At 63.7% G+C, this 24,884-nt stretch carries 25 protein-coding genes and 1 tRNA gene; 18 read left to right on the top strand and 8 right to left on the bottom strand.

Annotated elements, in window-relative coordinates; genetic code table 11:
- Nucleotides 1-13: 13 nt before the first annotated feature.
- Both AC0WRY_RS07480 and AC0WRY_RS07475 read right to left on the bottom strand, forming a co-directional pair.
- Nucleotides 14-1,120, bottom strand: a complete 1,107-nt coding sequence (locus AC0WRY_RS07480) for a molybdopterin-binding protein (protein WP_491122854.1) — start codon at nucleotides 1,118-1,120, stop codon at nucleotides 14-16.
- A 55-nt stretch (nucleotides 1,121-1,175) separates the two neighbouring features.
- Nucleotides 1,176-2,003, bottom strand: a complete 828-nt coding sequence (locus AC0WRY_RS07475; RefSeq protein ID WP_491122853.1) for an ABC transporter substrate-binding protein — start codon at nucleotides 2,001-2,003, stop codon at nucleotides 1,176-1,178.
- 270 nt (nucleotides 2,004-2,273) lie between these two features.
- Between AC0WRY_RS07475 and AC0WRY_RS07470 the strand changes: the two genes are divergently transcribed.
- Together AC0WRY_RS07470 and AC0WRY_RS07465 are read left to right on the top strand one after the other, a co-directional pair.
- Entirely contained in the window at nucleotides 2,274-3,167 is an 894-nt protein-coding gene (locus AC0WRY_RS07470; protein ID WP_194406369.1) for a substrate-binding domain-containing protein, read from the top strand.
- A gap of 100 nt (nucleotides 3,168-3,267) precedes the next feature.
- Nucleotides 3,268-4,497 (top strand): ABC transporter substrate-binding protein, encoded by a 1,230-nt coding sequence (locus AC0WRY_RS07465; RefSeq protein WP_194406368.1) that lies wholly within the window; start codon nucleotides 3,268-3,270, stop codon nucleotides 4,495-4,497.
- A gap of 182 nt (nucleotides 4,498-4,679) precedes the next feature.
- On the opposite strand, the gene AC0WRY_RS07460 is transcribed toward AC0WRY_RS07465, so the two are convergent.
- Complete coding sequence (locus AC0WRY_RS07460) at nucleotides 4,680-5,660, bottom strand: TAXI family TRAP transporter solute-binding subunit (protein WP_194406367.1); 981 nt, start codon at nucleotides 5,658-5,660, stop codon at nucleotides 4,680-4,682.
- A gap of 106 nt (nucleotides 5,661-5,766) precedes the next feature.
- On the opposite strand from AC0WRY_RS07460, the gene AC0WRY_RS07455 reads away from it, so the two are divergent.
- The 6 genes from AC0WRY_RS07455 to AC0WRY_RS07430 all read left to right on the top strand — a co-directional run bounded on the left by AC0WRY_RS07455 (nucleotide 5,767) and on the right by AC0WRY_RS07430 (nucleotide 11,503).
- Entirely contained in the window at nucleotides 5,767-6,741 is a 975-nt protein-coding gene (locus AC0WRY_RS07455; protein WP_194406366.1) for a Bug family tripartite tricarboxylate transporter substrate binding protein, read from the top strand.
- A gap of 347 nt (nucleotides 6,742-7,088) precedes the next feature.
- A tRNA-Ile gene (locus AC0WRY_RS07450) sits at nucleotides 7,089-7,164 on the top strand.
- Nucleotides 7,165-7,571: 407 nt separating this feature from the next.
- Complete coding sequence (locus AC0WRY_RS07445) at nucleotides 7,572-8,729, top strand: hypothetical protein (RefSeq protein ID WP_194406365.1); 1,158 nt, start codon at nucleotides 7,572-7,574, stop codon at nucleotides 8,727-8,729.
- 2 nt (nucleotides 8,730-8,731) lie between these two features.
- Complete coding sequence (locus tag AC0WRY_RS07440) at nucleotides 8,732-9,754, top strand: hypothetical protein (protein ID WP_194406364.1); 1,023 nt, start codon at nucleotides 8,732-8,734, stop codon at nucleotides 9,752-9,754.
- A gap of 189 nt (nucleotides 9,755-9,943) precedes the next feature.
- Entirely contained in the window at nucleotides 9,944-10,957 is a 1,014-nt protein-coding gene (locus AC0WRY_RS07435) for a hypothetical protein (protein WP_194406363.1), read from the top strand.
- Nucleotides 10,958-11,263: 306 nt separating this feature from the next.
- On the top strand, nucleotides 11,264-11,503 hold the full coding sequence (locus tag AC0WRY_RS07430; protein WP_491123449.1) for a hypothetical protein: 240 nt from the start codon (nucleotides 11,264-11,266) through the stop codon (nucleotides 11,501-11,503).
- Here the strand turns inward: AC0WRY_RS07430 and AC0WRY_RS07425 are convergent.
- Both AC0WRY_RS07425 and ku read right to left on the bottom strand, forming a co-directional pair.
- Nucleotides 11,442-11,825 (bottom strand): hypothetical protein, encoded by a 384-nt coding sequence (locus tag AC0WRY_RS07425; protein ID WP_194406361.1) that lies wholly within the window; start codon nucleotides 11,823-11,825, stop codon nucleotides 11,442-11,444. The two genes, AC0WRY_RS07430 and AC0WRY_RS07425, sit on opposite strands and share 62 nt — an antisense overlap.
- Nucleotides 11,822-12,760 carry a non-homologous end joining protein Ku gene (ku, locus tag AC0WRY_RS07420; protein WP_194406360.1) on the bottom strand — a complete coding sequence of 313 codons (939 nt, stop codon included), beginning with the start codon at nucleotides 12,758-12,760 and terminating at the stop codon, nucleotides 11,822-11,824. The genes AC0WRY_RS07425 and ku overlap by 4 nt, the downstream gene beginning before the upstream one ends.
- A gap of 171 nt (nucleotides 12,761-12,931) precedes the next feature.
- Here ku and AC0WRY_RS07415 point away from each other — a divergent pair, with 171 nt between their 5' ends.
- Entirely contained in the window at nucleotides 12,932-13,060 is a 129-nt protein-coding gene (locus AC0WRY_RS07415) for a hypothetical protein (protein ID WP_256438918.1), read from the top strand.
- 60 nt (nucleotides 13,061-13,120) lie between these two features.
- Here AC0WRY_RS07415 and AC0WRY_RS07410 read toward each other — a convergent pair whose 3' ends face one another.
- Entirely contained in the window at nucleotides 13,121-13,483 is a 363-nt protein-coding gene (locus AC0WRY_RS07410; protein ID WP_210346999.1) for a hypothetical protein, read from the bottom strand.
- 319 nt (nucleotides 13,484-13,802) lie between these two features.
- On the opposite strand from AC0WRY_RS07410, the gene AC0WRY_RS07405 reads away from it, so the two are divergent.
- From AC0WRY_RS07405 to AC0WRY_RS07395, 3 genes are all read left to right on the top strand, one after another.
- Nucleotides 13,803-14,921, top strand: a complete 1,119-nt coding sequence (locus AC0WRY_RS07405; protein ID WP_194406359.1) for a hypothetical protein — start codon at nucleotides 13,803-13,805, stop codon at nucleotides 14,919-14,921.
- 142 nt (nucleotides 14,922-15,063) lie between these two features.
- Entirely contained in the window at nucleotides 15,064-15,432 is a 369-nt protein-coding gene (locus AC0WRY_RS07400) for a rhodanese-like domain-containing protein (protein WP_194406358.1), read from the top strand.
- Between the two features lie 83 nt (nucleotides 15,433-15,515).
- Nucleotides 15,516-15,722, top strand: coding sequence for a hypothetical protein (locus tag AC0WRY_RS07395; RefSeq protein ID WP_246776426.1), 207 nt, complete (start codon nucleotides 15,516-15,518; stop codon nucleotides 15,720-15,722).
- A 262-nt stretch (nucleotides 15,723-15,984) separates the two neighbouring features.
- On the opposite strand, the gene AC0WRY_RS07390 is transcribed toward AC0WRY_RS07395, so the two are convergent.
- The gene (locus tag AC0WRY_RS07390) at nucleotides 15,985-16,947 is read right to left on the bottom strand and encodes a helix-turn-helix domain-containing protein (RefSeq protein WP_194406357.1); all 963 of its coding nucleotides are present in this window, start codon (nucleotides 16,945-16,947) and stop codon (nucleotides 15,985-15,987) included.
- A 246-nt stretch (nucleotides 16,948-17,193) separates the two neighbouring features.
- On the opposite strand from AC0WRY_RS07390, the gene AC0WRY_RS07385 reads away from it, so the two are divergent.
- From AC0WRY_RS07385 to AC0WRY_RS07365, 5 genes are all read left to right on the top strand, one after another.
- Complete coding sequence (locus AC0WRY_RS07385; RefSeq protein WP_194406356.1) at nucleotides 17,194-18,165, top strand: ABC transporter permease; 972 nt, start codon at nucleotides 17,194-17,196, stop codon at nucleotides 18,163-18,165.
- A 24-nt stretch (nucleotides 18,166-18,189) separates the two neighbouring features.
- Nucleotides 18,190-19,206, top strand: coding sequence for a sugar ABC transporter substrate-binding protein (locus AC0WRY_RS07380; protein WP_194406355.1), 1,017 nt, complete (start codon nucleotides 18,190-18,192; stop codon nucleotides 19,204-19,206).
- Between the two features lie 76 nt (nucleotides 19,207-19,282).
- Nucleotides 19,283-21,400, top strand: coding sequence for an ABC transporter permease (locus tag AC0WRY_RS07375; protein ID WP_194406354.1), 2,118 nt, complete (start codon nucleotides 19,283-19,285; stop codon nucleotides 21,398-21,400).
- Nucleotides 21,397-22,491, top strand: a complete 1,095-nt coding sequence (locus AC0WRY_RS07370; protein WP_194406353.1) for a WD40 repeat domain-containing protein — start codon at nucleotides 21,397-21,399, stop codon at nucleotides 22,489-22,491. Before AC0WRY_RS07375 ends, AC0WRY_RS07370 begins: the two co-directional genes overlap by 4 nt.
- Entirely contained in the window at nucleotides 22,488-23,984 is a 1,497-nt protein-coding gene (locus tag AC0WRY_RS07365; protein WP_194406352.1) for a sugar ABC transporter ATP-binding protein, read from the top strand. Before AC0WRY_RS07370 ends, AC0WRY_RS07365 begins: the two co-directional genes overlap by 4 nt.
- A gap of 34 nt (nucleotides 23,985-24,018) precedes the next feature.
- Here AC0WRY_RS07365 and AC0WRY_RS07360 read toward each other — a convergent pair whose 3' ends face one another.
- Nucleotides 24,019-24,231 carry a hypothetical protein gene (locus tag AC0WRY_RS07360; RefSeq protein WP_194406351.1) on the bottom strand — a complete coding sequence of 71 codons (213 nt, stop codon included), beginning with the start codon at nucleotides 24,229-24,231 and terminating at the stop codon, nucleotides 24,019-24,021.
- Between the two features lie 367 nt (nucleotides 24,232-24,598).
- On the opposite strand from AC0WRY_RS07360, the gene AC0WRY_RS07355 reads away from it, so the two are divergent.
- Complete coding sequence (locus AC0WRY_RS07355; protein ID WP_194406350.1) at nucleotides 24,599-24,874, top strand: hypothetical protein; 276 nt, start codon at nucleotides 24,599-24,601, stop codon at nucleotides 24,872-24,874.
- Nucleotides 24,875-24,884: the final 10 nt, after the last annotated feature.

The raw sequence follows: 24,884 nt of genomic DNA, 5'->3' as shown, positions 1-24,884 counted from the left end.
GCCGGAACCCATATCACTCCCGCATCAGATAGGCATCGACGGGCTCACCTGCCGCAAATCCCTCGTGATTGCCTGATATGAGCAACCAGGCATCCGCGCCGGCCATCGCCTGAAACGGCCATTCGCCCACGGCAAGCGGCCTCCACGTCTTGTGTTCCTCAGCCAGCAGCGCGATCTCGGCGATGCCGACGCTGGAGGCAATCTTGCGTGATAGCGGCAAGGTGATCTGACGTCGCCGTTGTCGCGCCGACAGGCGATCGACGAGCGGCAGCACGAGCGCGAGCCAGGCCGCGAGCGCTGCATCGGGCGAGCCGGGCAAGGCGACGGCGGGAACATTGCCGAGGCGCGCAACCGCGGCGGTGAGCCCGGGCCGAAGCGCGAGACCATGAGCAAGCACCTCGCCGCGCTCGGCCAGCGCCGTGACGGCTGCGTCGTGGCGGCCGACACCGCTGCCGCCGATCGTCACGACGAGATCGCAGGCGTCATCGGTGACGGCCTCCGCGATCGATGCAGCAGCACGCGCACCGGCTTCATGCATCTCAACATGCAGTCCCGCGGCACGCGCGATCTCGGCAATCAAATGCGTCGTCGCCGTCGCACCGGGCACATTGACGAGACGCAGCCGCGGTCGGCGCACGCTCAGCTTCCCGACACCTGCAACGCGCGCGAGCAACAGAGTGGCGGGGGTGACCGGGCGCCCCGCGACCACAACGGCCGTATGTTCTCCGATGTCGCCGCCGGCGCGCCTGACGCCCTGCCCCGGCACGCCCTCCGCCAGCACCTGCACGAGCGGGCCCGATACCTCCACCGCGTCGGCATCGAGCACACAGTCGCATCCTGCCGGCATCGCTTCGCCGGCCTCGACCCATTGCGGCTCTTTCGTCAAGGGCAGCGGCGAATAAGAGGACGCGCCGACGAGATCATTGGCACGGAGCGCCCAGCCGTCCGTGGCGGCAATGTCGTGCGGCGGATGGGCCGCAAATAGCGGAGTGCCCGCCGCGATGCAGCCGGCCGCGTCCGACAGCGGCAACTCCACCGGTGCAAGCGGCTCGAGCCCGTTCAGCAACGCGGCGAGCGCGATCTCGAGCGGCGTGAGCGAGGATGGCAGGCGCTGGGTCATGCGCCATGGTGGACCATGCATCGGCTGCTTTGGCAACCGCCGGGACTGCGGGCCGTCAGCCGCCGGACCTGTCCGAGTTCGGAAAGAACAGCTGCTGCCCGTCGACCTTGTAGGCGGCGATCGCCGCCTGCCCCTCCGGCGAGGTCAGCCAATCGATGAAGGTCTGCGCGAGATCCTTCTTCACGTTCGGAAACTTCTCGGGATTCACCAGCATCACGCCATACTGATTGAGCAGCCGCCGGTCGCCTTCGACGACGATGTCGAGATCGCCGCGGTCCCTGAACGAAATCCAGCTGCCGCGATCCGACAGCACATAGGCATTCGCGGCGCGCGCGGCGTCGAGAGCCGAGGCCATGCCGCGCTCCGCCTCGCGATACCAGGCGCCCTTGGCGCTCGCGATGTCGATGCCGGCGACGATCCAGAGCGCGAGCTCTGCGGCGTGGGTGCCCGAGCGATCGCCCCGCGTCACGAACGGCGCGCCCTTGGCTTCGATCGCCTTCAGCGCCGTCACGATGTCCTTGCCCTTCACGCCCGCCGGATCGCTCTTCGGCCCGATCAGCACATAGTCGTTGTACATCACGTCGAAACGCTTCACGCCAAATCCGTCGGCGACGAATTTCTCCTCCTGCGGCCGCGCATGCATCAGCACGACGTCGGCCTCGCCTCTTCGCGGCCCATTGAGCACCTCGTCGGCGCGCCGCGCGATCACGGTCACCTCGATGCCGGTCTTGTCGCGGAAGATCGGCAGCAGATTGTCGAGCAGGCCGGACTCCTGTGTCGCTGTGGTCGAGGCCAGCACGATCGCGTGGTCCTCCGCGGATGACGCCACAACGCCCGCGGTGAGACCGCAGAGGAGCGCGAATGCAACGGACAGGCGGCGCATGGATCAGGTTCCCATTGGCTATGACGCGATCATGATGATCGATTGCGCCGCACTCGTGACGCGCTTGCATCGATGCGTCCTCCAAATCGGGAAATTTCGGCAAGGCTCAGCACCCGTTGAGATCGTTCACCAAAGCAGGAATCGCCTGCGAGGATGTGTTGCAAAGCAGCGAGATGATCGGGCATGGTTCCCGCTCACACGACAATTGAAGTGCAGATTCCACCTGCGTCGAACGTCAAAAAGAAGCAAGAATTTGCATAGGAATGCAGGATGGAATTCCTGACGACCAGCGAAGCCGCCGACTATCTTCGGCTCGGCGAACGCAAGCTCTACGAACTCGTCACCACCGGCGCGATCCCCTGCACCAAGGTGACGGGGAAATGGCTCTTCCCTCGGCACGAGCTCGATCTCTGGGTGCTGTCGGGCCTCGCGCGTCCGGCCGGCATGCTGATCGCGGAGCCGCCGCCGGTGGTGGGCGGCAGCCAGGACGAGCTGCTGGATTGGAGCCTGCGCGAATCCGGCTCGGGCCTGGGATCGATGAGCGAGGGCAGCATGCGCGGGCTCGAGCGCCTGCAGCGCAACGAGGTGATGGCGGCGGCGGTGCACTTCCACGGCCTGGATGCTGCCGGCGATCTCGCGGGCGATGCCAGCGTCGAAGCGCTGCGCGCGGCGCCCGACCTGCATGATGCGGTGCTGGTCGCATTCGTGCGCCGCGAGCAGGGGCTCGTGCTGCCGCAGGGCAATCCCAAGCAGCTGCACGGCCTGACCGACGTGCTCGCGCTCGGCGCCAGGATGGCGATGCGGCAGCAGGGCACCGGCGCGCAGATGCTGCTCGACGTGCTGTTGAAGCGTGCCGGCGCCTCGACGCGCGATCTGCGCCGGGTCGAGCCGCCGGCTTTGACCGGGCCGGATCTCGCCGAGATCGTCCGCGCCGGCCAGGCCGATTGCGGCATCGCGACGCGCGCCGCCGCGCGCTCGGCGGGTCTGGATTTCGTGCCGCTGGTCTGGGAGAATTTCGACCTTGCGATGCGGCAGCGCAGCTATTTCCGCCCCGCCATGCAGGCCCTGCTGCGGTTTCTCAGCGAAAGGCGGCTGCGCCAGCGCGCCGAGGAGCTGACCGGCTATGATCCCTCGGCCGCGGGGCAGATCCGGTTCGCAGCCTGACATTGACGCCCGCCCCCAAATAGTTGCAAAAGAAACCAATTCAGCCGGGGGCACACCCGGGGCAACACCGGCCAACGCGCCGGATCAGGGGAGGACAAGCGTGAATCCAACGAGATTTGGACTGCCGGTCGCGGCCGGCTTTGCGGCAACCGTCTTGGCGGCGACGCTGACGTCGGGTGCCGCCATGGCGCAGCTTTCCGACGACGTCGTCAAGATCGGCGTGCTCACCGACATGAACGGCCCGGCCTCCGCGCCGACCGGCCAGGGCTCGGTGACGGCGGCGCAGATGGCGATCGACGATTTCGGCGGCACGGTGCTCGGCAAGCCGATCAGCGTCGTGGTCGGCGATCATCAGCTCAAGGCCGACATCGGCGCCTCGCTCGCGCGGCGCTGGTTCGACGTCGAGCAGGTCGACCTGATCGTCGACGTTCCGGTCTCGGCGGTCGGGCTCGCGGTGCAGAACATCGCCAACGAGAAGAAGCGGCTGTTCATCACCCACTCGACCGGCACCGCGGATTTCCACGGCAAGTTCTGCTCGCCTTACGCGATCCAGTGGGTGTTCGACACCCGCGCGCTCGCGGTCGGTACCGCGGACGCGGTGGTCAAGCGTGGCGGCGACAGCTGGTTCTTCATCACCGACGACTACGCCTTCGGCCATTCGCTGGAGCGCGACGCCTCCGCGGTCGTCACCGCCAATGGCGGCAAGGTGCTGGGCTCGGTGCGGCCGCCGCTGGCAACGCCCGATCTCTCCTCCTTCGTGCTGCAGGCGCAGGCCTCCAAGGCCAAGATCATCGGCATCGCAGCCGGCCCGCCCAACAACATGAACGAGATCAAGACCGGCTCGGAGTTCGGCGTGTTCAAGGGCGGCCAGCAGATGGCTGCATTGCTGGCGCTGATCACCGACATCCACGGCCTCGGCCTGCAGGCCGCGCAAGGCCTGCTCCTGACGACCTCGTTCTATTGGGACATGGACGACAAGACCCGCGAATGGTCGAAGCGCTACTTCGCCAAGATGAACAAGATGCCCTCGATGTGGCAGGCCGGCGTCTATTCGAGCGTGATGCACTATCTCAACGCCATCAAGGAAGCCGGCACCGACGACCCGCTCAAGGTCGCCGCCAAGATGCGGGAGAAGCCGATCGAGGATTTCTTCGCCCGCAACGGCAAACTGCGCGAGGACAATCTGATGGTGCACGACCTCTGGCTGGTGCAGGTGAAGACGCCGGAGGAGAGCAAATATCCGTGGGACTATTACAAGATCCTCACCACGATCTCCGGCGACAAGGCGTTCGGCCCGCCGGACCAGGCGTGCCCGCTGGTGAAGAAGTGACGATGTAGCTGCGCTGACGATCCACCCTCGCCCCTTGTGGGAGAGGGTGGCTGCGCGAAGCGCAGCCGGGTGAGGGGTTCTCTCCGCGAGTCGAACTCTCAATTTGTACGCGCGGAGAGAACCCCTCATCCGGCGCTTCGCGCCACCTTCTTCCACAAGGGAGAAGGAAGAAAGCGCATTCGCTACTTCACCACCCCGATCTCGCGAAAATACTTCATCACGCCGGGATGGATCAGTTCCGGCCTCGGCGCCGCGGCGACCGTGTTCGACGCGGTGGTCTCGCAGGCCTGGGCGAGCTTCTTGCAGAAATTCGCTTCAACGCCGTGCAGCGCCTTCGCCAGCCGATAGGCGACGTCGTCAGGCAGATCCTCGCGTGTCAGCACGAAGCTCCACGAGCCCAGCGAAGCGATCGGCGCGTCCTGTTTCGGATAGCTGTTCGCGGGCACCAGCAGCGGCTTCAGGAAGGTATGCTTGGCGCGGATGCGCGTCATCTCGTCCACGCTGGGGGCAATGAAGCGCGCACCGGACGCGCTCGATGCCACCGCGGCAAAGCCGGGCCAGCCGATGCCGGCCCCCCACAGCGCGGCGACGCGGCCGTCCTCGACCATCGCGGGGCCGTCGCCGGCGCGGTCGAGATAGATCGCCTTGAAATCCTCGTCCTGCTTGAGCCCGAGCCCATCGAGCACATAGCGCGCCAGGATCGGCAGGCCCGAGCCCTTGGCGCCGAACGCGACGGGCTGGCCGACGAGATCGCGGATGGTCCTGTAGGGACTGTCTGCGCGCACCACGAACATGCCGGGATTGGAATAGATCGCCGTCAGGATCTTCAGCGATACCTTCGCGCGGCCGATGCCGGCGAAGGCCTCATAGGCCGGCTCGCCCGCGACCAGCGCGAGATCGAGCTCGCACTTCTCCAGCAGCGGAATGTTCTCATTGCTGCCCTTGGTGTTGCGCGGCGCGATCGTGACTTGCGGATCGGCCGCATTCATCACCTCGGCAAAGGCGTTGCCATAGAGCGGAAAGCCGCCGCCGGGCGTCGCGGTGCCGAGACTGATAGTATGGCTGATCGTATGTGGCGTGGTCGGAATGGCGTTGCCTCCGGTTTGAGCCGCAGCGGGGCTCAGGAGCAGCGCTGCGCCGAGAACGATGATCGCGAATCTCATGGTCATTTCCAACAGGCCTGCGTCAACACCGACTTGCGGCGATGTAGGCAGCCGTCCGTTTTTGTGAAAGCATGCCCGCAACGACAATAATGCAATGGGAGGCGTCATGTTGCGAATTTTGCGGTGCGGTGTGTTCGGGCTCGCAGTCCTCACAGGTCTGTTCAGCGCCACGCCTCGCGCCTCCGCCGCCTATCCCGACCGTCCCGTGCACTGGCTGATCGGCTTTGCCGCGGGCGGCCCGGTCGACATCGTCGCGCGGATCATGGCGCAGTGGCTGTCGGACCGGCTCGGCCAGCAATTCATCGTCGAGAACCGCACCGGCTCCGGCGGCAACATCGCCGCCGCCGCCGCGATCAACTCACCGCCGGACGGCTACACGCTGCTGTTCGTCGCGCCCAACAACGCGATCTCGACCTCGCTCTACAAGAAGCTGCCGTTCGACTTCATCCGCGACACCACCCCGGTCGCGAGCATCATGCAGCTCACCAACATGCTGGTCGTCTCCAACGCGTTTCCGGCGAAGACGGTCCAGGAGTTCGTCGACTATTGCAAGGCCAACCCCGGCAAGATCTCCTTTGCTTCGTCCGGCAACGGCACCTCGGTGCACATGTCGGCCGAGCTGTTCAAGGTGCTGACCAAATGCGACATGGTGCACGTGCCCTATCGCGGCTCGGCGATCGCCTTCCCGGACATCATCTCCAACAAGGTGCAGCTGATCTTCGACAACCTCCCCTCGGCCATGGAGCAGGCCAAGGGCGGCAATGTCCGCGCGCTGGGCGTGACCTCGCCGCAGCGCTGGCCGACCGTGCCTGACGTGCCCGCGATCGCCGAGACCGTGCCTGGCTTCGAATCGGTCGGCTTCTACGGCATCTCCGCGCCGAAGGGCACGCCGCCCGAAGTGGTCGAGACGCTCAACAAGGCCGTCGGCGAAGCGCTGAAGGACCCCAAGCTGGTGGCCAGGCTCACGGAGACCGGCGGCATCCCCAAGCCGATGACGCCGGCCGAGTTCGGCAAGCTGGTCGCTGACGAGACCGAGAAGTGGCGCAAGGTGGTGGAGTTCGCCGGGGTCTCGGTGGATTAGCGGGGCTCGGCCACACGGCGGTTACGGCATTGGAGGGGGCGGTTGGTCCCCCTCCATACCCAAAAGTCGCAAAACAACCCCATGCACAGTAGACGAGGCTAGCAAATTCAATGGGTTACGGGAGCCGAAAACCGGGCCTCCGCAGCTCCGCTGCTTCCCAAGGCGGTTTGCTTCGTCGGGCAAAACAGGGTATACATGCATCATCGGAAAATTCGGTTATTCGAAATGACGGGCGTTGCCGCGCCGACGTTCCCGCCCGCCCGCGCCAGCATTGCACCCCCGCCGCCATCCCTGTAAACGAACCGCGCACCGTTGCCGGCCGCGTTCCCGCGAGCTGCCTCGCGGCGGGGCCTGTAGCTCAATGGTTAGAGCCGGCCGCTCATAACGGTCTGGTTGCAGGTTCGAGTCCTGCCGGGCCCACCACGCTTCGCCCTGCGGGCTACGCGTGGCGCTGCCAAGCGGAGAACGCAGGGCGAAGCGTGGTGTCCGGCGTAGCTGGAACAAAGTGAAAGCGAAGACGGACTGCTTCGCGAACTTCGGCGAGCAAGCCAGTGCCATGAACTCCATGAACTCCCAGCGAGGTCAGTGAGGTCTCCCGCCCCGAAGCGCAGCGCCAAGGCGGGCTGCAGCCGACCGCTGCGCATCGCTTAGCCACGCATGCCTGAAGAGCGAAGTATTTCCAACTTAGCTTGAACACGCCGGATGCGAAGAGAAATTGCACACGCCGAGACTCACTACCGAGTCCCTGCTCAGCCCACCTGAGTTTTGTGCACTGTCACCGCAATCCCCAAAAAATTGTATGCTGGGAGCGACTCGCTTATAGGAAAACAATGGCCGACTGGATGCCGGTTTTCCTAATCCCGAACCTCCGTGTAGCTCATGAGGTTATCTCGGAGGAGGTGGCGATTGTGCCTTGCACAGACGACCGCCTCAAAGCCTATGAATCCATCCACCCTGAATTCAAAAAATTCGTTCAGAAATTCACCGACCCGTTCGGGGCACGTGTCTCTCCGGGCGTTCTTTTGCTTCGGTCTGACGCTCCTAAGACCTTTAGATCGATCGAAGCCGTCTCAAGCTTTCGGGACCTCCTCGCGCTGTCTGTCATTCCGCTTCAGCGCGCCAGAGGCATCGTGCATGACGGCTCTCACTACATCCAATATTCGGATTACTTTGATTTCTACCCATGGGTATATCACGAGAAGCATAAGCACCTAGTCTGCCACACGCCGGGCCAGGTCGCACTACATGAGGTTTGCGTTTTTCGTGGTCAGACTTCCCCGATTCTGTCGGCGCTAGACTTCGACCATATGGATACGGACAATCCTCTCCTGACGGCCCTGATTCAGCGCTGGCGGCAGCGATACAGTACCAAGCGTCCCCTGTGGACTGACCGGGCCCTCTTCCGGTCTCTCAACATGGCAGCGGCGGCGTCAAAGATGCCCGCGGGCGCGGACCTCACGACCTTCTCACTCGGTCGCAATATCGGACTTTGGGTCAGCGCGTTCGAAATCTTGACCCACACCGGTCAGGACAAGGTCCGCTTGTGGGACGTGTACGACCGCCTTGGTGCTGCGCCATGGAGGCACAAGAAAATGAAGGCTCGGAGGTTCAAGCCGACAAGCTCGAAGACGAAGCGCAACCTCGGCTGCTGGATTTATGGCGAAATCTACCGAGTTCGAAACGATTTCCTGCACGGGAATCCAGTCGACGAAAAAAGCCTGATCGTGAAGCGCTCCGGCCGTAACCTCTTCTCGTACGCCAGCATCCTTTATCGAATGGCTCTAACAGGCTTCCTCGACCTGAAGCCGCCGGACCCGACAACCCCTTCTGAATGGTCACGTGCAAGGTTCGACTTCTACTCCAACCAAGGAGATGTTGAAGAAGCCCTGTTGTCCGTTCTTGTATCTGATGCAGCGTTCAAGGCCGAACGCGCCGCCAGGCTGGCGCGGGTGCGCATGGTATCGCGTCGAGCTATCCGTGAAGGTTGATCGTGCACATCTTCATTGACGAGACTGGTACCTTTACGGGGGTAGGCCAACCGCTCAGCATATCCATGATCGGCGCGTTGATCGTGCCCAACGCTCGCAAGCGAAGCCTAGAGCGGGAATACGGGAAGCTCCGAAAATACCTCCCCATTGAGAAAGGCGAAGTCAAAGGCAAGCGCCTGTCAGAAAGTGACATCGCAAAGCTGATGCCGATCCTTAGGCATCACGACGTTATCTTCGAAGTGGCGGCCATCGATCTAGGAATTCATACCGAGGAAGGCATTCGGCGCAACCAGGCCGCCCGAGCCGAGGGAATGACTTCGAGCCTAACGGACAAGCACCACCAGTCTCTGATCGATGCCATTTGGAAGGCCCGGAGAGAGCTGGAGGCTTACAGCTTACAGCTCAACATCCAGAGTGCCGTGATCTTCGAATTGATCGACCGCGTCATCGAGCATGGGACAATGTATTATTCCCAGCGTCGCCCGGAGGAGCTTGCCAACTTCCATTGGGTCATCGACGCCAAAGGCGACAATTCGATTCCAACACCTTGGGAGACCTGGTGGACGATTTTCATCAAGCCAGCCCTCCAAAGCAAGATGGCCCGCGATCCCATGCGATCCATCAAGATTGGTGATTACTCGCACATGAGGCGCTTTGAGTTCGACGAAATTTCCGACTTTATGAAGAACCTGCTCAAACCAAAACCTGACGGGCCGAAACCCATGAACCTCGGTCTCGTGCTTTCGGAGAGCCTGAGATTTTCTACCGCCCCCGAGCCGGGACTGGAACTCGTCGACATACTGACCAATGCCACACGCCGAGCTTTGCGGGGAAACCTCCAGGCCGAGGGTTGGCGAGAGATTCCGTCGATTATGATCGCTCGAAATCCAAACACCATCCAGATGCTGTCGCTAGATACCAACATCCCAGAAAGTATGAAACTGCCCTACGGAAAAACGGTCATGGCGTTTCACAAGGGAGCCAAGTCAATGCTCACGGCGAAGAACCGTAAGGCAGATTGGTGACCGACGAGACTCAGTGTGTTGCTAGTGTTGCGGTGACTGTGCACTCAATTCTGCGTCCGCCCTGCGGATACCGAATGAATTAAGCACACTGTTACCGCAGCGCTCCACCTGCCACGGTTGTGATTTCACTCGCAGCGAGTGCCATGCCGGTTATACTACGCATATTGCAATTACCTGCGCGTTCAGACCATGAAACCGATTACACCGATGCAATGGAGCTTTCTTAAGCGCTATCAAGGCGCCCTAGATAGCAAAGAGTGTCTGTCCAAGCGTTTTGGTGGGGACGGCTGCGATGGAAGAATCGTTCACGCACACATGATCCCTCGCTCGCAGCTCGCACAAATTGCCGTGCAAGGTCACGTCCACGCCGTTCCTACTCGCCTTTCACCTATTGCGCAGATGAAACGATCCGGCTTTCAAGCGGAAGATATCGGTATCGGCAATTTCTCAACATTGCAGTGCTTCTGCGCACGTCATGATAAGAATCTCTTTGCGCCTTTGGAGGACGCAGCCCTCACCTTCACACGAGAACAACTTACCTTGCTGCATTATAGAGCGATGGCAGCAGAAGTTTATATTCGAGGAAACGCGGAGGATGCAGCCGCGAACGAGGCAAGAAAGTACCTAAGCAGTGATCCACGACGCGAACCATTTTACCAAGCGTTTCAGATCCATTCACTCGCCGCGATTGCAGCGGAAGAAAACTTCAAACGCACCGAGAACATGATCAACCTGTCCGGGTATGACGAAATCCGGGCCGCGATTATCCGATTTGATGCGACGCCTGTTCTGCTGTCTGTTGGCGCCTTTCGTCCACTTTACAACGTTGTCGGAACGAAGCTTCAGAATTTCTCTGAAGAAGCTGCCTACATCGGAATGCATATTCTGACCGCCGACAAAATGCCAGTCGCTATATTCACATGGCTGAAGGGCGAAAGGCCAAGCAAGCGTTTTGCCAAATCATTTTGCTTGCAACCATACAAGGAGCTCACAACGCTCGCGGTTCAAATCGCGTTTGAATACGCAGAGCACACCTGTATGCGCCGTGATTGGTGGATGTCGATCTCGAAAAGATGGCGAGCGCTCCTGCTGAATCGAGTTGAGACGGCCAACAGAGCGGCTTGGGTGCCCGATGAGGACTTCTTATCGTTTGAATCTCTGCTCGATGATTGGAAATGCCGGAGTATTGATTTCGTTAACTAGCGCAGTGGCACAGGAGAGCATCCAAAAACCGCTACCGTTGTCCCCAGCGAGCAGCGATACCCAAGTTCGCAAAGACTTCCATGAGATTTGGCTCGAATCCAGCGTTCTCCGCCAAGCGTCACAACACGCAGACCCCTCCGCCCATCCCTCGCACTCTCCACAGCCCCCGGGAACACGGGGACAAGCCCGGCCCTGCCGTTTGGGAATCCCTGCCCCGTGCTAAGCGCTGGGAACAAGCGGGGGCGGCGCGGATTCGTCCCGGCGAGGAGCGATCTCGATGCTGATGACGAGGACAGGCGGCCGGCGATCCGCACGCTGCGTGGATGGGCGCTCCACGTGCTGCAGGAGGCTGGCGCCATCCACGAATGCGAGGAGCATGGCTGGGCCAGGGATCGGGCCGACCCGCACGCGCGCGATCACGCGCTCGCGCTTGCGCGGCAGCATCCGCCGGAGGGCGTCTCCGCCGATCAGGCGGACGCGGAGATCAACGACGTCCTCGATTCGATCGGCGAGACGTGTCCGGAGTGTCCTGACGAGGGCCTTTGACGCTTGCGGCAAACACCTTCGCGTACCAGGCGGCATAAGGCGTGTTCTTCGCCATATGGCGATTGAGGTCCGGCGCGCCGTCTTTCCACCAGACCGGCCCCCGCTCGCCCAGCGCGCGCTTGATCTCGTCCACTTCGCGATGCGCGGCAGCCTCTAGCTCCGGGGCCTGGTCCGCCTTGGCGTCGCGGACCGCGCGCCGTGCCGCCATCAGCCGCTTCACCAGGCTTGCGCGCTCGTCGTCCGAGAGATCAGGATTGGCCATCCGCCACAGGCGACCGCGGACGACGAAGTAGCGGCCGTCCGCCGTCACCGGATGCTTCATGCCGATTTCCGCCGCGCCCCTGACGCCTGCTTCTTCGCGGACGTCTCCTTGGCCGCCTTCTTGCCCGCGATCGGCATCAGCATCTCCTTCTGTCCGGCCGCCGCCTTCTTCGGCTTCCTGGCGGGTTTGCCGGCCTTCGCAGGCGCGGCCTCCTTCCTGGCCTCCTTGCCGACGCTGCGGCGCAGCGCCTCCATGAGGTCGACGACGTTCTCGCCCTTCGGCCGCTCCTTCGACTGGATGACCTTGCCGGCGCGCTTTTCGTTGATCAGCTCGATCAGCGCGGTCTCGTAATGGTCCTCGAACTTCTCGGGCTCGAAGCGGCCGGCCTTCTGGTTGACGATGTGCCGGGCGAGATCGAGCATGTCCTTGGTGACCTTCACGTCCTGGATATCGTCGAAATAGTCCTGCTCGCTGCGCACCTCGTAGGGGTAGCGCAGAAGCGTGCCGACGAGGCCCTTGTCCATCGGCTCCAGCGCGATGATGTGCTCGCGGCTGGTCAGCACCACGCGCCCGATCGCGACCTTGTCCATCTCGCGGATGGTCTCGCGGATCACCGCGAACGCGTCGTGGCCGACCTTGCCGTCGGGGCGGATGTAGTAGGGGCGGATCAGGTAGCGCGGGTCGATGTCCGACCGGGCGACAAACTCGTCGATCTCGATGGTGCGCGTGGACTCCAGCGCGATCTCCTCAAGCTCTTCCTTGGACACCTCGATGTACTGGCCCTTGTCCAGCTCAAAGCCCTTGACGATGTCCTCGTTTGGCACCTCGTCGCCGGTCTCGGCGTCCACCTTCAGATATTTGACGCGGTGGCCGGTCTGCCGGTTGAGCTGGTTGAACGAGATCTTCTCGCTCTCGGACGTGGCCGGATAGAGCGCCACGGGACAGGTGACGAGGGACAGTCTCAGGAAGCCTTTCCAGTTGGCGCGGGGGGCCATTTACGCAGAACTCCGGTTCGAGGCGGCTCGGATTCAAGACGAACGGCGGCCCTGGGTTCCGACATGGCTTGTGGAGAAAAAGGCAGCGTAAGTGTAGGATTAATGTCGCATCGCTCCGCCCCTTCGCCGAGCACCCCCTTCGGGGCCGCCGTTGGGCGGCAGGAGAATGTCATGACCAGTGAAAAAGGCCCGAATATCAAGAAGAAGCAGAAATGCAAGAATTGTGAGGGCAAAGGCTTGGTCAAGAAAGGCGACAAGGTGCTGAAGTGCCAGCGCTGCAAAGGCACGGGCGTGCGCTGACCTTGCGCTGATGACCCTGCCGCATGCGGTTTCTCGGCAACGAGAAGGCTGCAAGCGGCATCAATCGGGAGAAAGCAACCATCCGTCGATGAGCTCGCGGACGAGCCGGCGGTCGTGATCGAGGTCCGTCGAGCGATACTGCTTGGCATCCCTGCTGACCAGGGAATCGGCCACGCGCGCACCGGATGGTGTTCGCTCCAGGCGAAGCGCAAATATCATGAACCTGGTCCAGCTCCGGCAGAAATACACCCAGTCGCCGTCGCAGCAGACGGACCATTTCTGCTCCATCTCGTCTGGCTGGAAGCCGCGCAGGATCAATTCATGCTCGGCCGCGGTGAAGTCGGCCTGGAAGCCGAGCGGCTCGATCTCTGCGGGCGGACGACAGTGCTTGCACGGCCGACCGGTCGATATGGCGCAAGTCATCGTCATCTCCTGCCGCGGATTGCGGGCAATTTGAGCGCGCTACGGGACAGGTCGCGTCAGCATCATTCATCGACGGCGGCCGACCAACATGACCCAAAGGGGTCATTCAACGCTCGCTTCGGCGTGATATATTGCCCGCCGCCTCGCGGGCCCCGCAAGCGTCATGTCGGCTGCGAGTCGAGATCGATCCCCCCCGATGGCCGAGGGGTGGTGCTCGAGGGCGAACGAACCATCGCGGCAGTCCCCTTTGCCTCACCCACCTTGTCTGTCCAAACAGCCCCGCTATTCTGGCGGCATTGCCCCACTGAAGGACATTTGCATGCGTGCCCGCGCCCTCTGCCTCTTACTCGCCCTTGCCGCCAATCTCGCCCCGGCCGCGGCGCGCGACACCAAGCGCTGTCCGCCGGACTTCAGTGTGGAGCACCGCCTGGACGCCGAGCAGAAGGCGGCCCTCAATCTCAATGCCCGCGAGCGCGCCGCCATCGAGGACCTCAAATACGCCACCATGGCGCCGATCAGGGAGAAGTACGACAAGCGGGAGATCGATCGCGACGAGTACAACCGCATCACCAAGCAGCGCGACGACGCGCTGCGCTGCATCGACGCCGACAACAACCTGAAGGACCAGCAGTCCTACTACACCGAGCAGACCAAGCTGATCGAGGCCGGCTGCAGCAAAGCTCCGGTCGACAAGATGTATGTCGGCTGGCTGAAGGAGGGCGAAGAGCGCAAGGCCAAGGCCTGCGCCAAGGCCGATCTCGAATATCTGGCCCAGATGGTCAAGCAGCTCAAGGAGATCCAGGCCGACAAGCTCGCCAAGGAGGAGAAGTCGACCCCCGCCGTCAAGACCGTCGATGCCAGCCAGAAGAACGCGCCGTTCTGCGAACAGATTCGCGCCGTGGCGGGCCACGCGGCCGACCTGTTCGCCGGCATCACGAAGGAAAAGAAAGAGAAGTGGTTCATCGAGCCGGGCACCCTCGGCAGCAAGGGCGTCAAGATCAGCGACATGGCGGCGATCGACGAATACGCCACCCCGATCACCGTCTCGCAGGACTTTCTTGCATCCAAGCCGGAATGCGCCATCGAAGTCGGCACCGAAAAGGACATCACGCTCCGCATCGTTCCGACCTATGAATGCGATTGGCGATACGACAAGACCAACCGCCGCGAGCTCGAGCAGCGCACCGACCGCCTGCTCAATCTCGTCCGCGGCTGCTTCGGATCGATCAAGGAGGACGGCGAGTTCTACCGGCACCAGTTCGTCGGCGACGAGATGGTCGCCGTGTCGGGGGATCTTCATTTTGGCGAGGGCAAGCCGTCCCGCATCTATCTGAAGATCGCCAAGCACACGCCGGCCGAGGACCGGGCCTGCATCAACTACGGCTTCCAGCACAAGGAGCAGGACAAGAAGCTCTGCATGTCCCGGCTGAAGCCCTGAAAGCGGGCGAACGATTGAAGGCATCGGACAGAGGATGAGCGGGTGAAGTCGATCATTTCGCTCGCGACGGTCCTCCAACAGGAGGAGGCGCGGCGCGAGCGATGTGCTATCGTCCGCACAGCCCCTCACCGGAGACCCCCCCATGCCCACCAGCGTCAAGCAAATGCTCGAAGCCGCCAACGCGGCGGTGCCCAAGATCACGTCGGAGCAGGCCGCCGAGATGATCAGGAACGGCAACACGCTCGTCGTCGACGTTCGCGACGCGCCGGAGGTCGCCGCCAGCGGCAAGATCGAAGGCGCAGTGCACGTCTCGCGCGGGATGCTGGAGTTTCGCGCGGATCCGGAATTGCCCTCTCATGACAAGGCGTTCGACAAGAGCAAGAGCGTCATTCTCTATTGCGCGTCCGGCGGACGGTCTGCGCTGGCCGGCAAGCTGCTGAAGGATCTGGGCTACGAGAAGGTCTACAACCTCGGAGGCTTCAAGGACTGGACGGGGCCGGTCGAGAAATAGCGGATCACGCGCCGCGGTTCGTGGCAACGATTGGCCTTCAGGCGTGTTGTTCCCCAGGAGAGAGGGACGCAGCGAGGCGCGCCATGACCAAACCTACCATGACCAAGCCTATCGCCAAGGATACCGGACTGACACCCGACGACTTCCCGATCGAAGCCGACAAGGACAAGCTCAGGACGCACAAGGGCGATCCGGTCGCCTCGGCCGAGTCGGAGGAGATCGCCGACCAGATCGCCGAACGGCTCAACGAGCACGCGCACCGGGAAGAGCAGGACCGCTGGTCGGCGTAAAGCGCGCCGAGGGCAACGGACAAGAATAGGAACAGAGCCGCGCGCCAGGCATTGAGCCGCGCCGGGTTTTTGGAATCCCGGTAAACGGCAGCCTCGGCGCGAAGTCCCGCCCCCTAACCAGCCGCCGAGGCCGCCTGATCCCAGGCACAGGAGCGGAGCGGCAGACGCAAGGCGGCCCACAGGCCGTGCCGGGCTCCGGTTCGACGGGCGCAAACCGCAAATAGGAGATTCGGTCGGCCTGCGCGTTGCGCCCAGCCGCGCCCTACTCCATCGACATCGTCTGCCGCCGGCGCAGCTCGGACGGGCTGTGGCCGAACTTCCGGCGAAACACCGTGCTGAAATGCGACGAGCTGCTGAAGCCGAGGCGATAGGCGATCTCGGTCACCGACAGCGCGCGCAGCTCCGGGCGCATCAGCGCGTCGTAGCAGCGCTGCAGGCGGCGGTTCAAAATCCATTCCGACACCGACATCTCGGTCGATCGAAACAGATAATGCAGATGTCGGAGCGAGACGCCGTTGGCCCTGGCGATCTTCTCCAGCGACAGGTCAGGCTCGGTCAGGTGCTCCTCGATCCAGGCCTTGACGGAACGCAGCCGCGCGTTCCGCGCCGTCGCATCTTCCGAGAACTCGTCCTTGTCGCCCATGTCGAGCGCGAGCGCCAGAACGTCCATCAGCTCGTGACCGAGCCGGCCTCGCGCAGCCTCCTCCAGGCTTGAAGCCTCCGCGGCAAGCAGCGCGCAGAACTCGGCGGCGATCCGCCCCAGGCCCCGCCCCGTCGCGATCGTCGCCACGAGCGGCATCTTGCCTTCGGCGAAGCGCGACGAAAATTCCTTGCGCGGGATTTCCAGGTACAGCGACCGAAACTGGTTCGAGCATTCGAGATCGTAGGCATCGGACGCCGAAAAGATCGCGCCGATGCCCGGGCTGGTCACGAGGGTCTGGCCGGCCTGGAGCACGTCCATGCTGCCCTGTTGCAGAAACTGGACGTAGTAACAATCCTTGTCGAGCTTGGCGATGTGCCGCTCGCGCCGCGAGATGCGCTGCTCCGACAGGAAGACGTCGCTCATCGTAACCGGGCCAAATTGCGCCTCGCGGATAAAGCCCTGGTAGTCGGCCGGCTTCACCGCGTTCACGTCGACATGAACGTAGTGGTCGCAGATGGCATCCTGCCAGGCGGCGAAGCGCTTGGCGGGGTCCAGCTCCTCGGTCGTGAACACGAGATCCATCGGCGGCCCGTCGCAGCGAGGTTTACCTGTGCAGCGCACAAAAGCTTGTTGGCCTCGATCTTAGGTTCCCGTCAGCTTCACGCAAGACTCTTTGCGCGCCAGCGCAAAAGGTTTGCGCGTTCAAGCAAGCCGCGCTGAGGCCTCTCGCCTATCAAGCGCAAAACAAATCTTGGACGGGGGGAGGCACGCGCGCGGGAAGACGGCGGTCCCGCACGCGCGATGCCGATCCCTAGGGGATGGCAAGCGATGACGCGCGTTCGGATCAGCCAGCAGGAGATCGTGTTTGCGGTCTTCGCCGTCCTCTTCCTGAGCTTCTCGATCTTCCTCAACGGCTTTCTCTCCGCCGACAACATGCTGACATTGCTGCAGAACGTGGCAGTGCTCGGCATCCTTGGCCTTGCCATGGCGATCGTGGTGATCGGCCGCGGCATCGACCTGTCGCTGATCGCGGCGCTCGCGGTCCCCGGCGGCCTCGTTCTGCAGATGGTGCAGAATGGCCATTCGCTGCCGGCCTCGCTGCTGTCGGCCGGCCTGCTGTCGATCGCGATCGGTCTCGTCAACGGCTGGCTGATCGCCTATGCGGAAGTGCCGCCTCTGTTCGCGACGCTGGCAACCGGCCTGTTCGTCGCGGGTCTCGGCCAGGCCGCGCTCTTCCAGCTCGACGTCGTGCAATGGAGCGACCAGATGGCCGGGTTCGAGCGGCTCGGCCAGGGCAGCATCCTCGGCATCCCCACATCGATCGTCATGTTCGCGATCGCCTGCGTGGTGGTTTTCATCCTGCTGCGCAAGACGCGCTGGGGCGCCTATATCTACGCGATCGGCGACAACCCGTTCGCGGCGCGCGTCACCGGCATCCCGACGCGGCCGATCATCGTGCTGCAATACGTCCTTGCGGCGCTGATCGGCTGCTTTGCCGGCCTCGTGATGGCGGCGTCCGTCAACTCCATGCCGACGCGCATCTTCAACTCGACGCTGATCTACGACGTCATCCTCGTCGTCGTGCTCGGCGGCATCGGCCTGTCGGGCGGACGCGGCGGTGTCGTCAACGTCATCATCGGCACGCTCTTGATCGGCACGATGCTGAACGGAATGACGATCCTGAACATTCCCTATGCCGGCCAGAATCTCATCAAGGGCCTCGTGCTCCTGATCGCTGTCATCACCGACACGTTCCTCAACCCACGCAACGAAGAAACGGCCCAACAGGGCGACATCTGATCTGCCCCAACAAGGAGGAAGACAATGGCCTGCATGAATAAGTTCGCGCTTGGAAGTCTCGCCGCATTGGCGCTTGCAGCCGGCACGGTCCCGGCCCTCGCCCAACAGGGGCTCGACGAGCCGTTTCAGAAGACCTTCCGGGAAGCGCTGGCCGGCAAGACCGTCGCCTACGTTCCGGTCGCGATGAACTTCGACCTGACGGAAGGCTGGTACGCGGGGCTCAAGAAGGAGCTCGAGCCGTTCGGCGTCAAGTTCGTGATCCGCGATCCCAACTGGAATACCAATGCGGGCGCACAGGCCGTCACCTCGCTGATCTCGGAGAAGCCGGCGGTGATGGTGATCCACAATCCCGACGTCCAGACCTACGCAAAACTGCTGCAGCGCGCGGAGAACGAGGGCATCTACGTCATCCAGATCAACATGGGCTCGGCCTATCGCAGCTCGGCCTTCGTCGGCGCCAACTGGATCGAGATCGGCGAGCGGCAGACCGAAGGCGTGGTGAAGGCCTGCCAGGGCAAGTCGAACAAGATCGCCATCATCCAGGGCGCGCTCTCCGCGGCGGCCAGCGCCTATACGCTCAAGGGCGTCGAGAACATCCTCGCCAAGCACCCCGAAATCAAGGTCGTCTCCAGCCAGGCCGCCGATTGGGATGCCGCGAAAGCCAAGGCGATCACCCAGACGGTGCTGAAGCAGAACCCTGATCTCTGCGGCATCGTCGGCTTCTGGGACGGCATGGACATCGGCACCGCCGCGGCAATCAAGGAAGCCGGCCTGACCGGCAAGGTGTTCCTGGCGACTTCAGGCGGCGGCGAGCGCAAGGGCGCGTGCGAACTCGTGAAGAACGGCTCGTTCGATCTCAACATGAGCTACGACGTGCCGACGCAGGCAGCGCAGATGGCCGGCACGATCAAATGGCTGTTGTCCTCGGGCGCCAAGCCGGGTTCGGTCAAGGGCTCCGAGTACACCACGCTGATTCCGATCACCAAGGAGAACGCCGACACCCAGACGGCGTGCTGGAATCTCTCCGACCTCAAGAAGTGATCGCAACCGACGGCGCGCGTTCCGCCCCTTCGGGCGCGGAGCGCGCAACCCTGCTCATGGAATCATCGGAAGGCAGATGCGCGAGACACTGACGAGGCTCCGATATCGCTACTGGCCGGACCATCTCCTCGGCGAGATCCTGTCCAAGCGATGGACCGAAACCGCCATTCCAGTGATCCTGCTGCTGATCGTCGGCTTCGCGCTCAGCCGTTCGCTCGAGCACTTCCTGTCGCCGTCGAGCCTCGCCGACACCGCGCGGCAGGCCGGCGAGATCGGCTTCATCGGGCTCGGCATGGCGCTGGTCGTCATCGTCGGCGGCATCGATCTGTCGGTCGGATCGATCTTCGCACTGACGGATTTTTGCGCGCTGTATTTGCTCGACGTGCTCAATTGGCCGGTCCCCGCCGTGGTGGTCGTCACCATGATCGTCGGCGGGCTGCTCGGCGCCGTGAACGGCGTGCTGATCGGCTATCTCAGGCTGCGCGCCTTCATCACCACGCTGATCACGCTGATCATCTACCGCTCGGCCTACGATCTGCTGATCCAGCGCTATTCCAACGCCATCGCCTCCGCCTTCCCCGACATTCCGACATGGGACTTCATCGGCGGCGGAACCGTGGTCGGCATCCCCAGCGTCGCGCTGGTCTACATCGTGATCGCGATCTTCGGCCACGTCTTCCTGACGCGGTTGCGGCCGGGCTGGCACATCACCGCGATCGGCGGCTCGCGGCGTTCGGCCTATAATTCCGGAATTCCCGTCCGCCGCACCATCGCGCTCTGCTATGTCGCGAGCGGCGTGCTGACCAGCATCGGCGCGCTGTTCTTCGCCGCCCGGCTCGGCACCGTCGGCGGCGACATCGGCGTCGGCCTCGAGGTGATCGTGCTGACCGCGACGGTGCTCGGCGGCATCACGCTCGGCGGCGGCAAGGGGTCGGTGGTCAAGTCGATGGCCGGCGTGCTCGTCGTCCTCCTCGTCACCAACGGCCTGACCGCCATGAACGCGCGCGGCGGCGTCAACCGCATGGCGCTCGCGACGATCCTGCTGGCGGCCGCGATGGTCGACATCCGCTGGCAGAAGAACCGCACCCGCATCATCAGCAAGGTCTATGTCGCCCCGACCTACCATGCGCTGCCGCCACCGCCGCCGACCGAGATCGGCAAGGGCGGACCGTTCGAGCAGAACGACAGGCTGCGCGACGTCTCGCTGATCGGGCTCGGCCGGATCGAGGCGCCCGAGGACGTCATCCTCGATCGCAACGACGTGCTCTACGCCGGATCGCGGCACGGCGACATCATCCGTTTCTTTCCGCCGGACTACGAGCGGATGGAGGTGTTCGCGCATATCGGCGGCCAGCCGCTCGGCATGGCCTTCGACAAGCACGACAATCTCTATGTCTGCATCGGCGGCATGGGCCTCTACCGCATCAAGCCCGACGGTACCGTGGAGAAGGCCACCGACGAGACCAACCGCAGCCTCTATTCCGTGAACGACGACAGCCGGCTGCGGCTCGCCGACGATCTGGACATCACCGACGACGGGCTGATCTTCTTCTCAGAGGCCACCGTTCGCTACGAGATGGACGAGTGGCCGGTCGACGGGCTGGAAGCGCGCGGCAACGGCCGCATCATCTGCTACGACACCAAGACCGGTGCGACCCATACCGCGCTGCGCGGCCTCAAATTCCCGAACGGCGTCGCGGTCGCGAGCGACGGGCAATCCATCCTGTTCGCGGAGACGTTCGGCTGCTCGATCAAGCGCTACTGGTTCGCAGGCCCGAAGAAGGGCGACGTCGAAATCGTCATGGACAACCTGCCCGGCTATCCCGACAACATCAACCTTGCCTCGGACGGCAATTATTGGCTGGCGCTGGTCGGCATGCGCAGCCCGTCGCTCGACCTTGCCTGGAAGATGCCGGGCTTCCGCCGGCGCATGGCCAAGCGGGTGCCGGTCGACGAATGGCTATTCCCGAACATCAACACCGGCTGCGTCGTCAAGTTCAACGAGCAGGGCAAGATCCTGGAATCGTTCTGGGACCTTAGGGGTCTCAACCATCCCATGATCACCTCGATGCGCGAGCATCGCGGCTATCTCTATCTCGGCGGCATCGCCAACAACCGGATCGGCCGCTTCAAGCTCGACAACGCCGATCCGAACTTCGTGCAATATGACAAGCGCTGGGGGACGTCATCGTGATCGCCGCACTCAGCGAATTCGCCAACCGATTCCTCGGCCGCGGCGAGGCGGCCATCACCGTCCCGTCGTTCGACGGGGCGTTGAAACCCAACCAAGCGCTCGAGCATGCGGAGACCCTGCTCGAATGCGAAGCGCCGGAGGATCTCGCCACCGACGGCACCTCGGTGCTGCTTGCCGATGGCGTGCGGCTGACACGCCTTTCCGGCAACGCGGCAACGACGGTTCGGACCTTTGAGCGGCCAATCTCTGCGCTGGTATCCTTGCCCGGGGGACGCCTCGCCGTCGCGCTCGGCGGCACGGAAGTCCGGCTCTACGACAATGTCGCGGCGGAGACGCCCACGGCCACATTCTCGCAAGGGCTGCACGCCGTCAACGCGCTCGCGCCCGCGGCCGACGGGACGTTGATCGCAACGGACGGATCGTCGTTGCGCGGTGTCGGCGACTGGGCGCGCGACCTGATGGAGCTCGGCAAGACGGGCCGCGTGCTGCGGCTCGATTCGAAGTCGGGCGCGATCACGCAGCTTGCCGGCGGATTGGGCTACGCTTTCGGCGCGGTGGCGAGCGACGGCAACATCCTCGTCAGTGAAAGCTGGCGGCATCGCCTGGTCTCGATCGCGCCGGACGGAACCCGCGAAGATCTGCTGCGGCACCTGCCCGTCTATCCGTCCCGGCTTTCGCCGGCGCCCGGCGGCGGTTTCTGGCTCACCGCCTTCACCGCACGCACCCAGCTGGTCGAGTTCGTGCTGCGCGAGCCCGCCTATCGCCGCCGCATGATCGCGGAGATCGACCCGGAGTTCTGGGTGGCGCCGCGCCTGCGCTCCGGCCATTCCTTCAAAGAGCCGCTGCAGGGCGCACACATCAAGACCATGGGCGTGATGAAGCCATGGGCGCCGCCGCGGTCATACGGCCTCGTCATCCGCCTCGCAGCCGACGGCTCGCCGCGCACCTCGCTGCATAGCCGCGCCGACGGCGTCAACCACGGCATCGTCGCCGCCGTCGAATGCGGCAGCGATCTCGTGATGATCGCAAAGGGACCCGGGCGCGTCATCAGGCTGCCGCTGGCCTCGCTCGGCGAGGAGGCCCGCTCATGAACGACCTGGTCCTGTCGCTGTCGAAGGCGACCAAGCTTTACGCCGGCGTGCCCGCCATCGACGGCGTCGATTTCGACCTGCGGCGCGGCGAGATCCATGCGCTGGTCGGCGAGAACGGTGCGGGCAAGTCGACGCTGACGAAAGTCATGGCCGGCGTCGTGACGCTGACATCTGGCGGCATGAGCGTCGACGGCGTCGAGGTCACCCCGAGGACTCCGTTGGAGGCGCGCAATCTCGGCATCGCCATGGTGTTCCAGGAGAACAGCCTGGTGCCGACGATGACGGTGGCGCAGAACCTGTTCCTCGGCCAGGAGAAGTTCTACAACCGCCTGCGCGGCATCTACATCGCGGCCCAGCAATTCCTGCAATCGCTCAATTTCGACGTGACGCCGACGGCGACGGTCGGCGGCCTGGGGGCGGCCAAGAAGCAGATGGTCGAGATCGCGCGCGCCGTCCTGCACAAGGCCAAGGTGATCATCTTCGACGAGCCGACGGCGACGCTGACGCCGGAGGAGAAGAAATACTTCTTCGACCTGGTCAAGGACCTGAAGCGGCGCGGGGTCTCCATCATCTTCATCTCGCATGCGCTCGAAGAGGCGCTGTTGCTTGCCGACCGCATCACGGTGCTGCGCGACGGCAAGCATGTGGTGACCGACGATGCCTCCCGCTTCGACCGGGCGCGCATCGTCCAGGCGATGGTGGGGCGGAATCTCTCCAACACGCTCTACGGCGCGCGCAAGACGCAAATCCGCCCTTCGGGCAAGCGGGTGCTGACGGTGCAGAACCTGAAGATGGCGCCGATGGTGAAGAACAATTCGCTGTCGGTGTTCGCGGGCCAGATCACCGGCGTGTTCGGCCTCGTCGGCGCCGGGCGCACCGAGACCTTCAAGATCGTCGCAGGCGTCATGAAGCGAGACTTCTTCCATGGCGGCGAGGTGATCCTCGGAGACAAGCCGGTGCGCTACCGCGTTCCCGCCCCGGCGGTGCAGGCGGGCATTGCCTACGTGACCGAGGACCGCAAGGTCGAAGGGTTCTTCGAGACCGCATCGATTGCGCGCAACATCTATCTCGGCCTGCTTGCCAAGTTTCCCAGGGGACGCGCCTGGCTGTCGCGACGCGAGAGCACGGCGACCGGAAAATCGTGGATCGAGCGCCTCAAGGTGCGCGCCATCGGCGACGAGGCCAAGGTCGTCGAGTTGTCCGGCGGCAACCAGCAGAAGGTCGTGATCGCCAAATCGCTGATCCAGGATCCGGAGCTGATCATATTCGACGAGCCGACGCGGGGCGTCGATGTCGGGGCCATCGTCGAGATTCACGAGCTGATCAACTCACTGGCCGACAAGGGCAAGGCGGTGGTCGTGATTTCGTCCTACCTGCCGGAGATCATGGCGCTGTCGGACCGCATCCTGGTGTGCCGGCAAGGCAAGGTCGTCGAGGAGTTCTCCGCGCTGGAGGCGACGGAGGAAGCCATCATGTACGCGGCGATCCATTGACGGTTTCCCGCGCGGGCGTCGCGACGCGACCGGATCAGGCGGAACGCGGCCTCGCGGCGGGCTGCGCATGTCGCTCGTTCAGCAGCCTGCCGGTTGCGCTGTTGACGAAGTGCAGCGACATGCAGGCCGGGCATCGCACGGGCACATAACTGTCGGCCGACGCCGAACTCTCGGATCGCTCGTCATCGATCCGATGCTGGACGTTTATGCCGGTGCGCGGGCACCTGAAGAGGATCTGGCGGTGCATGCTCCTCTTATCCTCCGGAACCGCCGTCGGCGAAATTCCGGACGATTCCCTACGGAGCTTTCCCAGGTTTGCGATGGGTCAATGCGAGCCATCCGGCCGCGCCTATGATCAAGGTGGTTTCGGGCGCGCTGTCGCCCGGTGCCGCACGAAGCGGGGCCCGGACTCCTAGGCACTCCGGGCGCCGCTTCGGAAGAAGGGGTGCGGGCAATCGCGATCAGGAATCCGGCTCCGAAAGGAGCGGCTTTGCCGGCGGGTGCGATGGAACGAGAGCTGGGACCGCGGGTTGAATGGCCCAGCCGCTGGACAGAGCAGGCACGCCCGCAAGCAACAGGCCACCATCGGGACCGCCTCGACCAGGAGAGCAGCCATGATGTCCGCCAATCTCGACGATCTCTCAGCGGCCGTGCGCTACGCGCTCGAGACGACGCGTGCGACCACAGCCTGCCCTTTTCATGATGAGGTGGTCATCCGCGTCGGCGACGACGCCGCCGAGAGCCATGCCTACGAACGCGCCAAGCGAATCCTGAAGAGCGACGGGACGCCGTTCGAGGCCGACGCCCTCAGGGAAGAAATCGGCCACCAGCTCGCGAGCGCCGCGGACGGCCGATGCCCGAAATGCGACCGGACCGGTCCGGCCGGCTAGAGCGCTCTGC

It is taken from the genome of Bradyrhizobium sp. T-12 (genome assembly GCF_058314695.1).
This window is presented reverse-complemented; position numbering and strand designations above follow the sequence as displayed.

Excerpts from the sequence above, each read along its gene's own strand:
- AC0WRY_RS07475 (WP_491122853.1), bottom strand. The coding sequence starts at position 2,003 with ATGCGCCGCCTGTCCGTTGCATTCGCGCTCCTCTGCGGTCTCACCGCG.
- AC0WRY_RS07360 (WP_194406351.1), bottom strand. The coding sequence starts at position 24,231 with ATGCACCGCCAGATCCTCTTCAGGTGCCCGCGCACCGGCATAAACGTC.
- AC0WRY_RS07445 (WP_194406365.1), top strand. The coding sequence starts at position 7,572 with ATGGCCGACTGGATGCCGGTTTTCCTAATCCCGAACCTCCGTGTAGCT.
- AC0WRY_RS07380 (WP_194406355.1), top strand. The coding sequence starts at position 18,190 with ATGGCCTGCATGAATAAGTTCGCGCTTGGAAGTCTCGCCGCATTGGCG.
- ku (WP_194406360.1), bottom strand. The coding sequence starts at position 12,760 with ATGGCCCCCCGCGCCAACTGGAAAGGCTTCCTGAGACTGTCCCTCGTC.
- AC0WRY_RS07435 (WP_194406363.1), top strand. The coding sequence starts at position 9,944 with ATGAAACCGATTACACCGATGCAATGGAGCTTTCTTAAGCGCTATCAA.
- AC0WRY_RS07470 (WP_194406369.1), top strand. The coding sequence starts at position 2,274 with ATGGAATTCCTGACGACCAGCGAAGCCGCCGACTATCTTCGGCTCGGC.
- AC0WRY_RS07460 (WP_194406367.1), bottom strand. The coding sequence starts at position 5,660 with ATGAGATTCGCGATCATCGTTCTCGGCGCAGCGCTGCTCCTGAGCCCC.
- AC0WRY_RS07425 (WP_194406361.1), bottom strand. The coding sequence starts at position 11,825 with ATGAAGCATCCGGTGACGGCGGACGGCCGCTACTTCGTCGTCCGCGGT.
- AC0WRY_RS07375 (WP_194406354.1), top strand. The coding sequence starts at position 19,283 with ATGCGCGAGACACTGACGAGGCTCCGATATCGCTACTGGCCGGACCAT.
- AC0WRY_RS07385 (WP_194406356.1), top strand. The coding sequence starts at position 17,194 with ATGACGCGCGTTCGGATCAGCCAGCAGGAGATCGTGTTTGCGGTCTTC.
- AC0WRY_RS07405 (WP_194406359.1), top strand. The coding sequence starts at position 13,803 with ATGCGTGCCCGCGCCCTCTGCCTCTTACTCGCCCTTGCCGCCAATCTC.
- AC0WRY_RS07455 (WP_194406366.1), top strand. The coding sequence starts at position 5,767 with ATGTTGCGAATTTTGCGGTGCGGTGTGTTCGGGCTCGCAGTCCTCACA.
- AC0WRY_RS07390 (WP_194406357.1), bottom strand. The coding sequence starts at position 16,947 with ATGGATCTCGTGTTCACGACCGAGGAGCTGGACCCCGCCAAGCGCTTC.
- AC0WRY_RS07410 (WP_210346999.1), bottom strand. The coding sequence starts at position 13,483 with ATGACTTGCGCCATATCGACCGGTCGGCCGTGCAAGCACTGTCGTCCG.
- AC0WRY_RS07365 (WP_194406352.1), top strand. The coding sequence starts at position 22,488 with ATGAACGACCTGGTCCTGTCGCTGTCGAAGGCGACCAAGCTTTACGCC.
- AC0WRY_RS07415 (WP_256438918.1), top strand. The coding sequence starts at position 12,932 with ATGACCAGTGAAAAAGGCCCGAATATCAAGAAGAAGCAGAAATGCAAG.
- AC0WRY_RS07480 (WP_491122854.1), bottom strand. The coding sequence starts at position 1,120 with ATGACCCAGCGCCTGCCATCCTCGCTCACGCCGCTCGAGATCGCGCTC.
- AC0WRY_RS07395 (WP_246776426.1), top strand. The coding sequence starts at position 15,516 with ATGACCAAACCTACCATGACCAAGCCTATCGCCAAGGATACCGGACTG.
- AC0WRY_RS07400 (WP_194406358.1), top strand. The coding sequence starts at position 15,064 with ATGCCCACCAGCGTCAAGCAAATGCTCGAAGCCGCCAACGCGGCGGTG.
- AC0WRY_RS07355 (WP_194406350.1), top strand. The coding sequence starts at position 24,599 with ATGATGTCCGCCAATCTCGACGATCTCTCAGCGGCCGTGCGCTACGCG.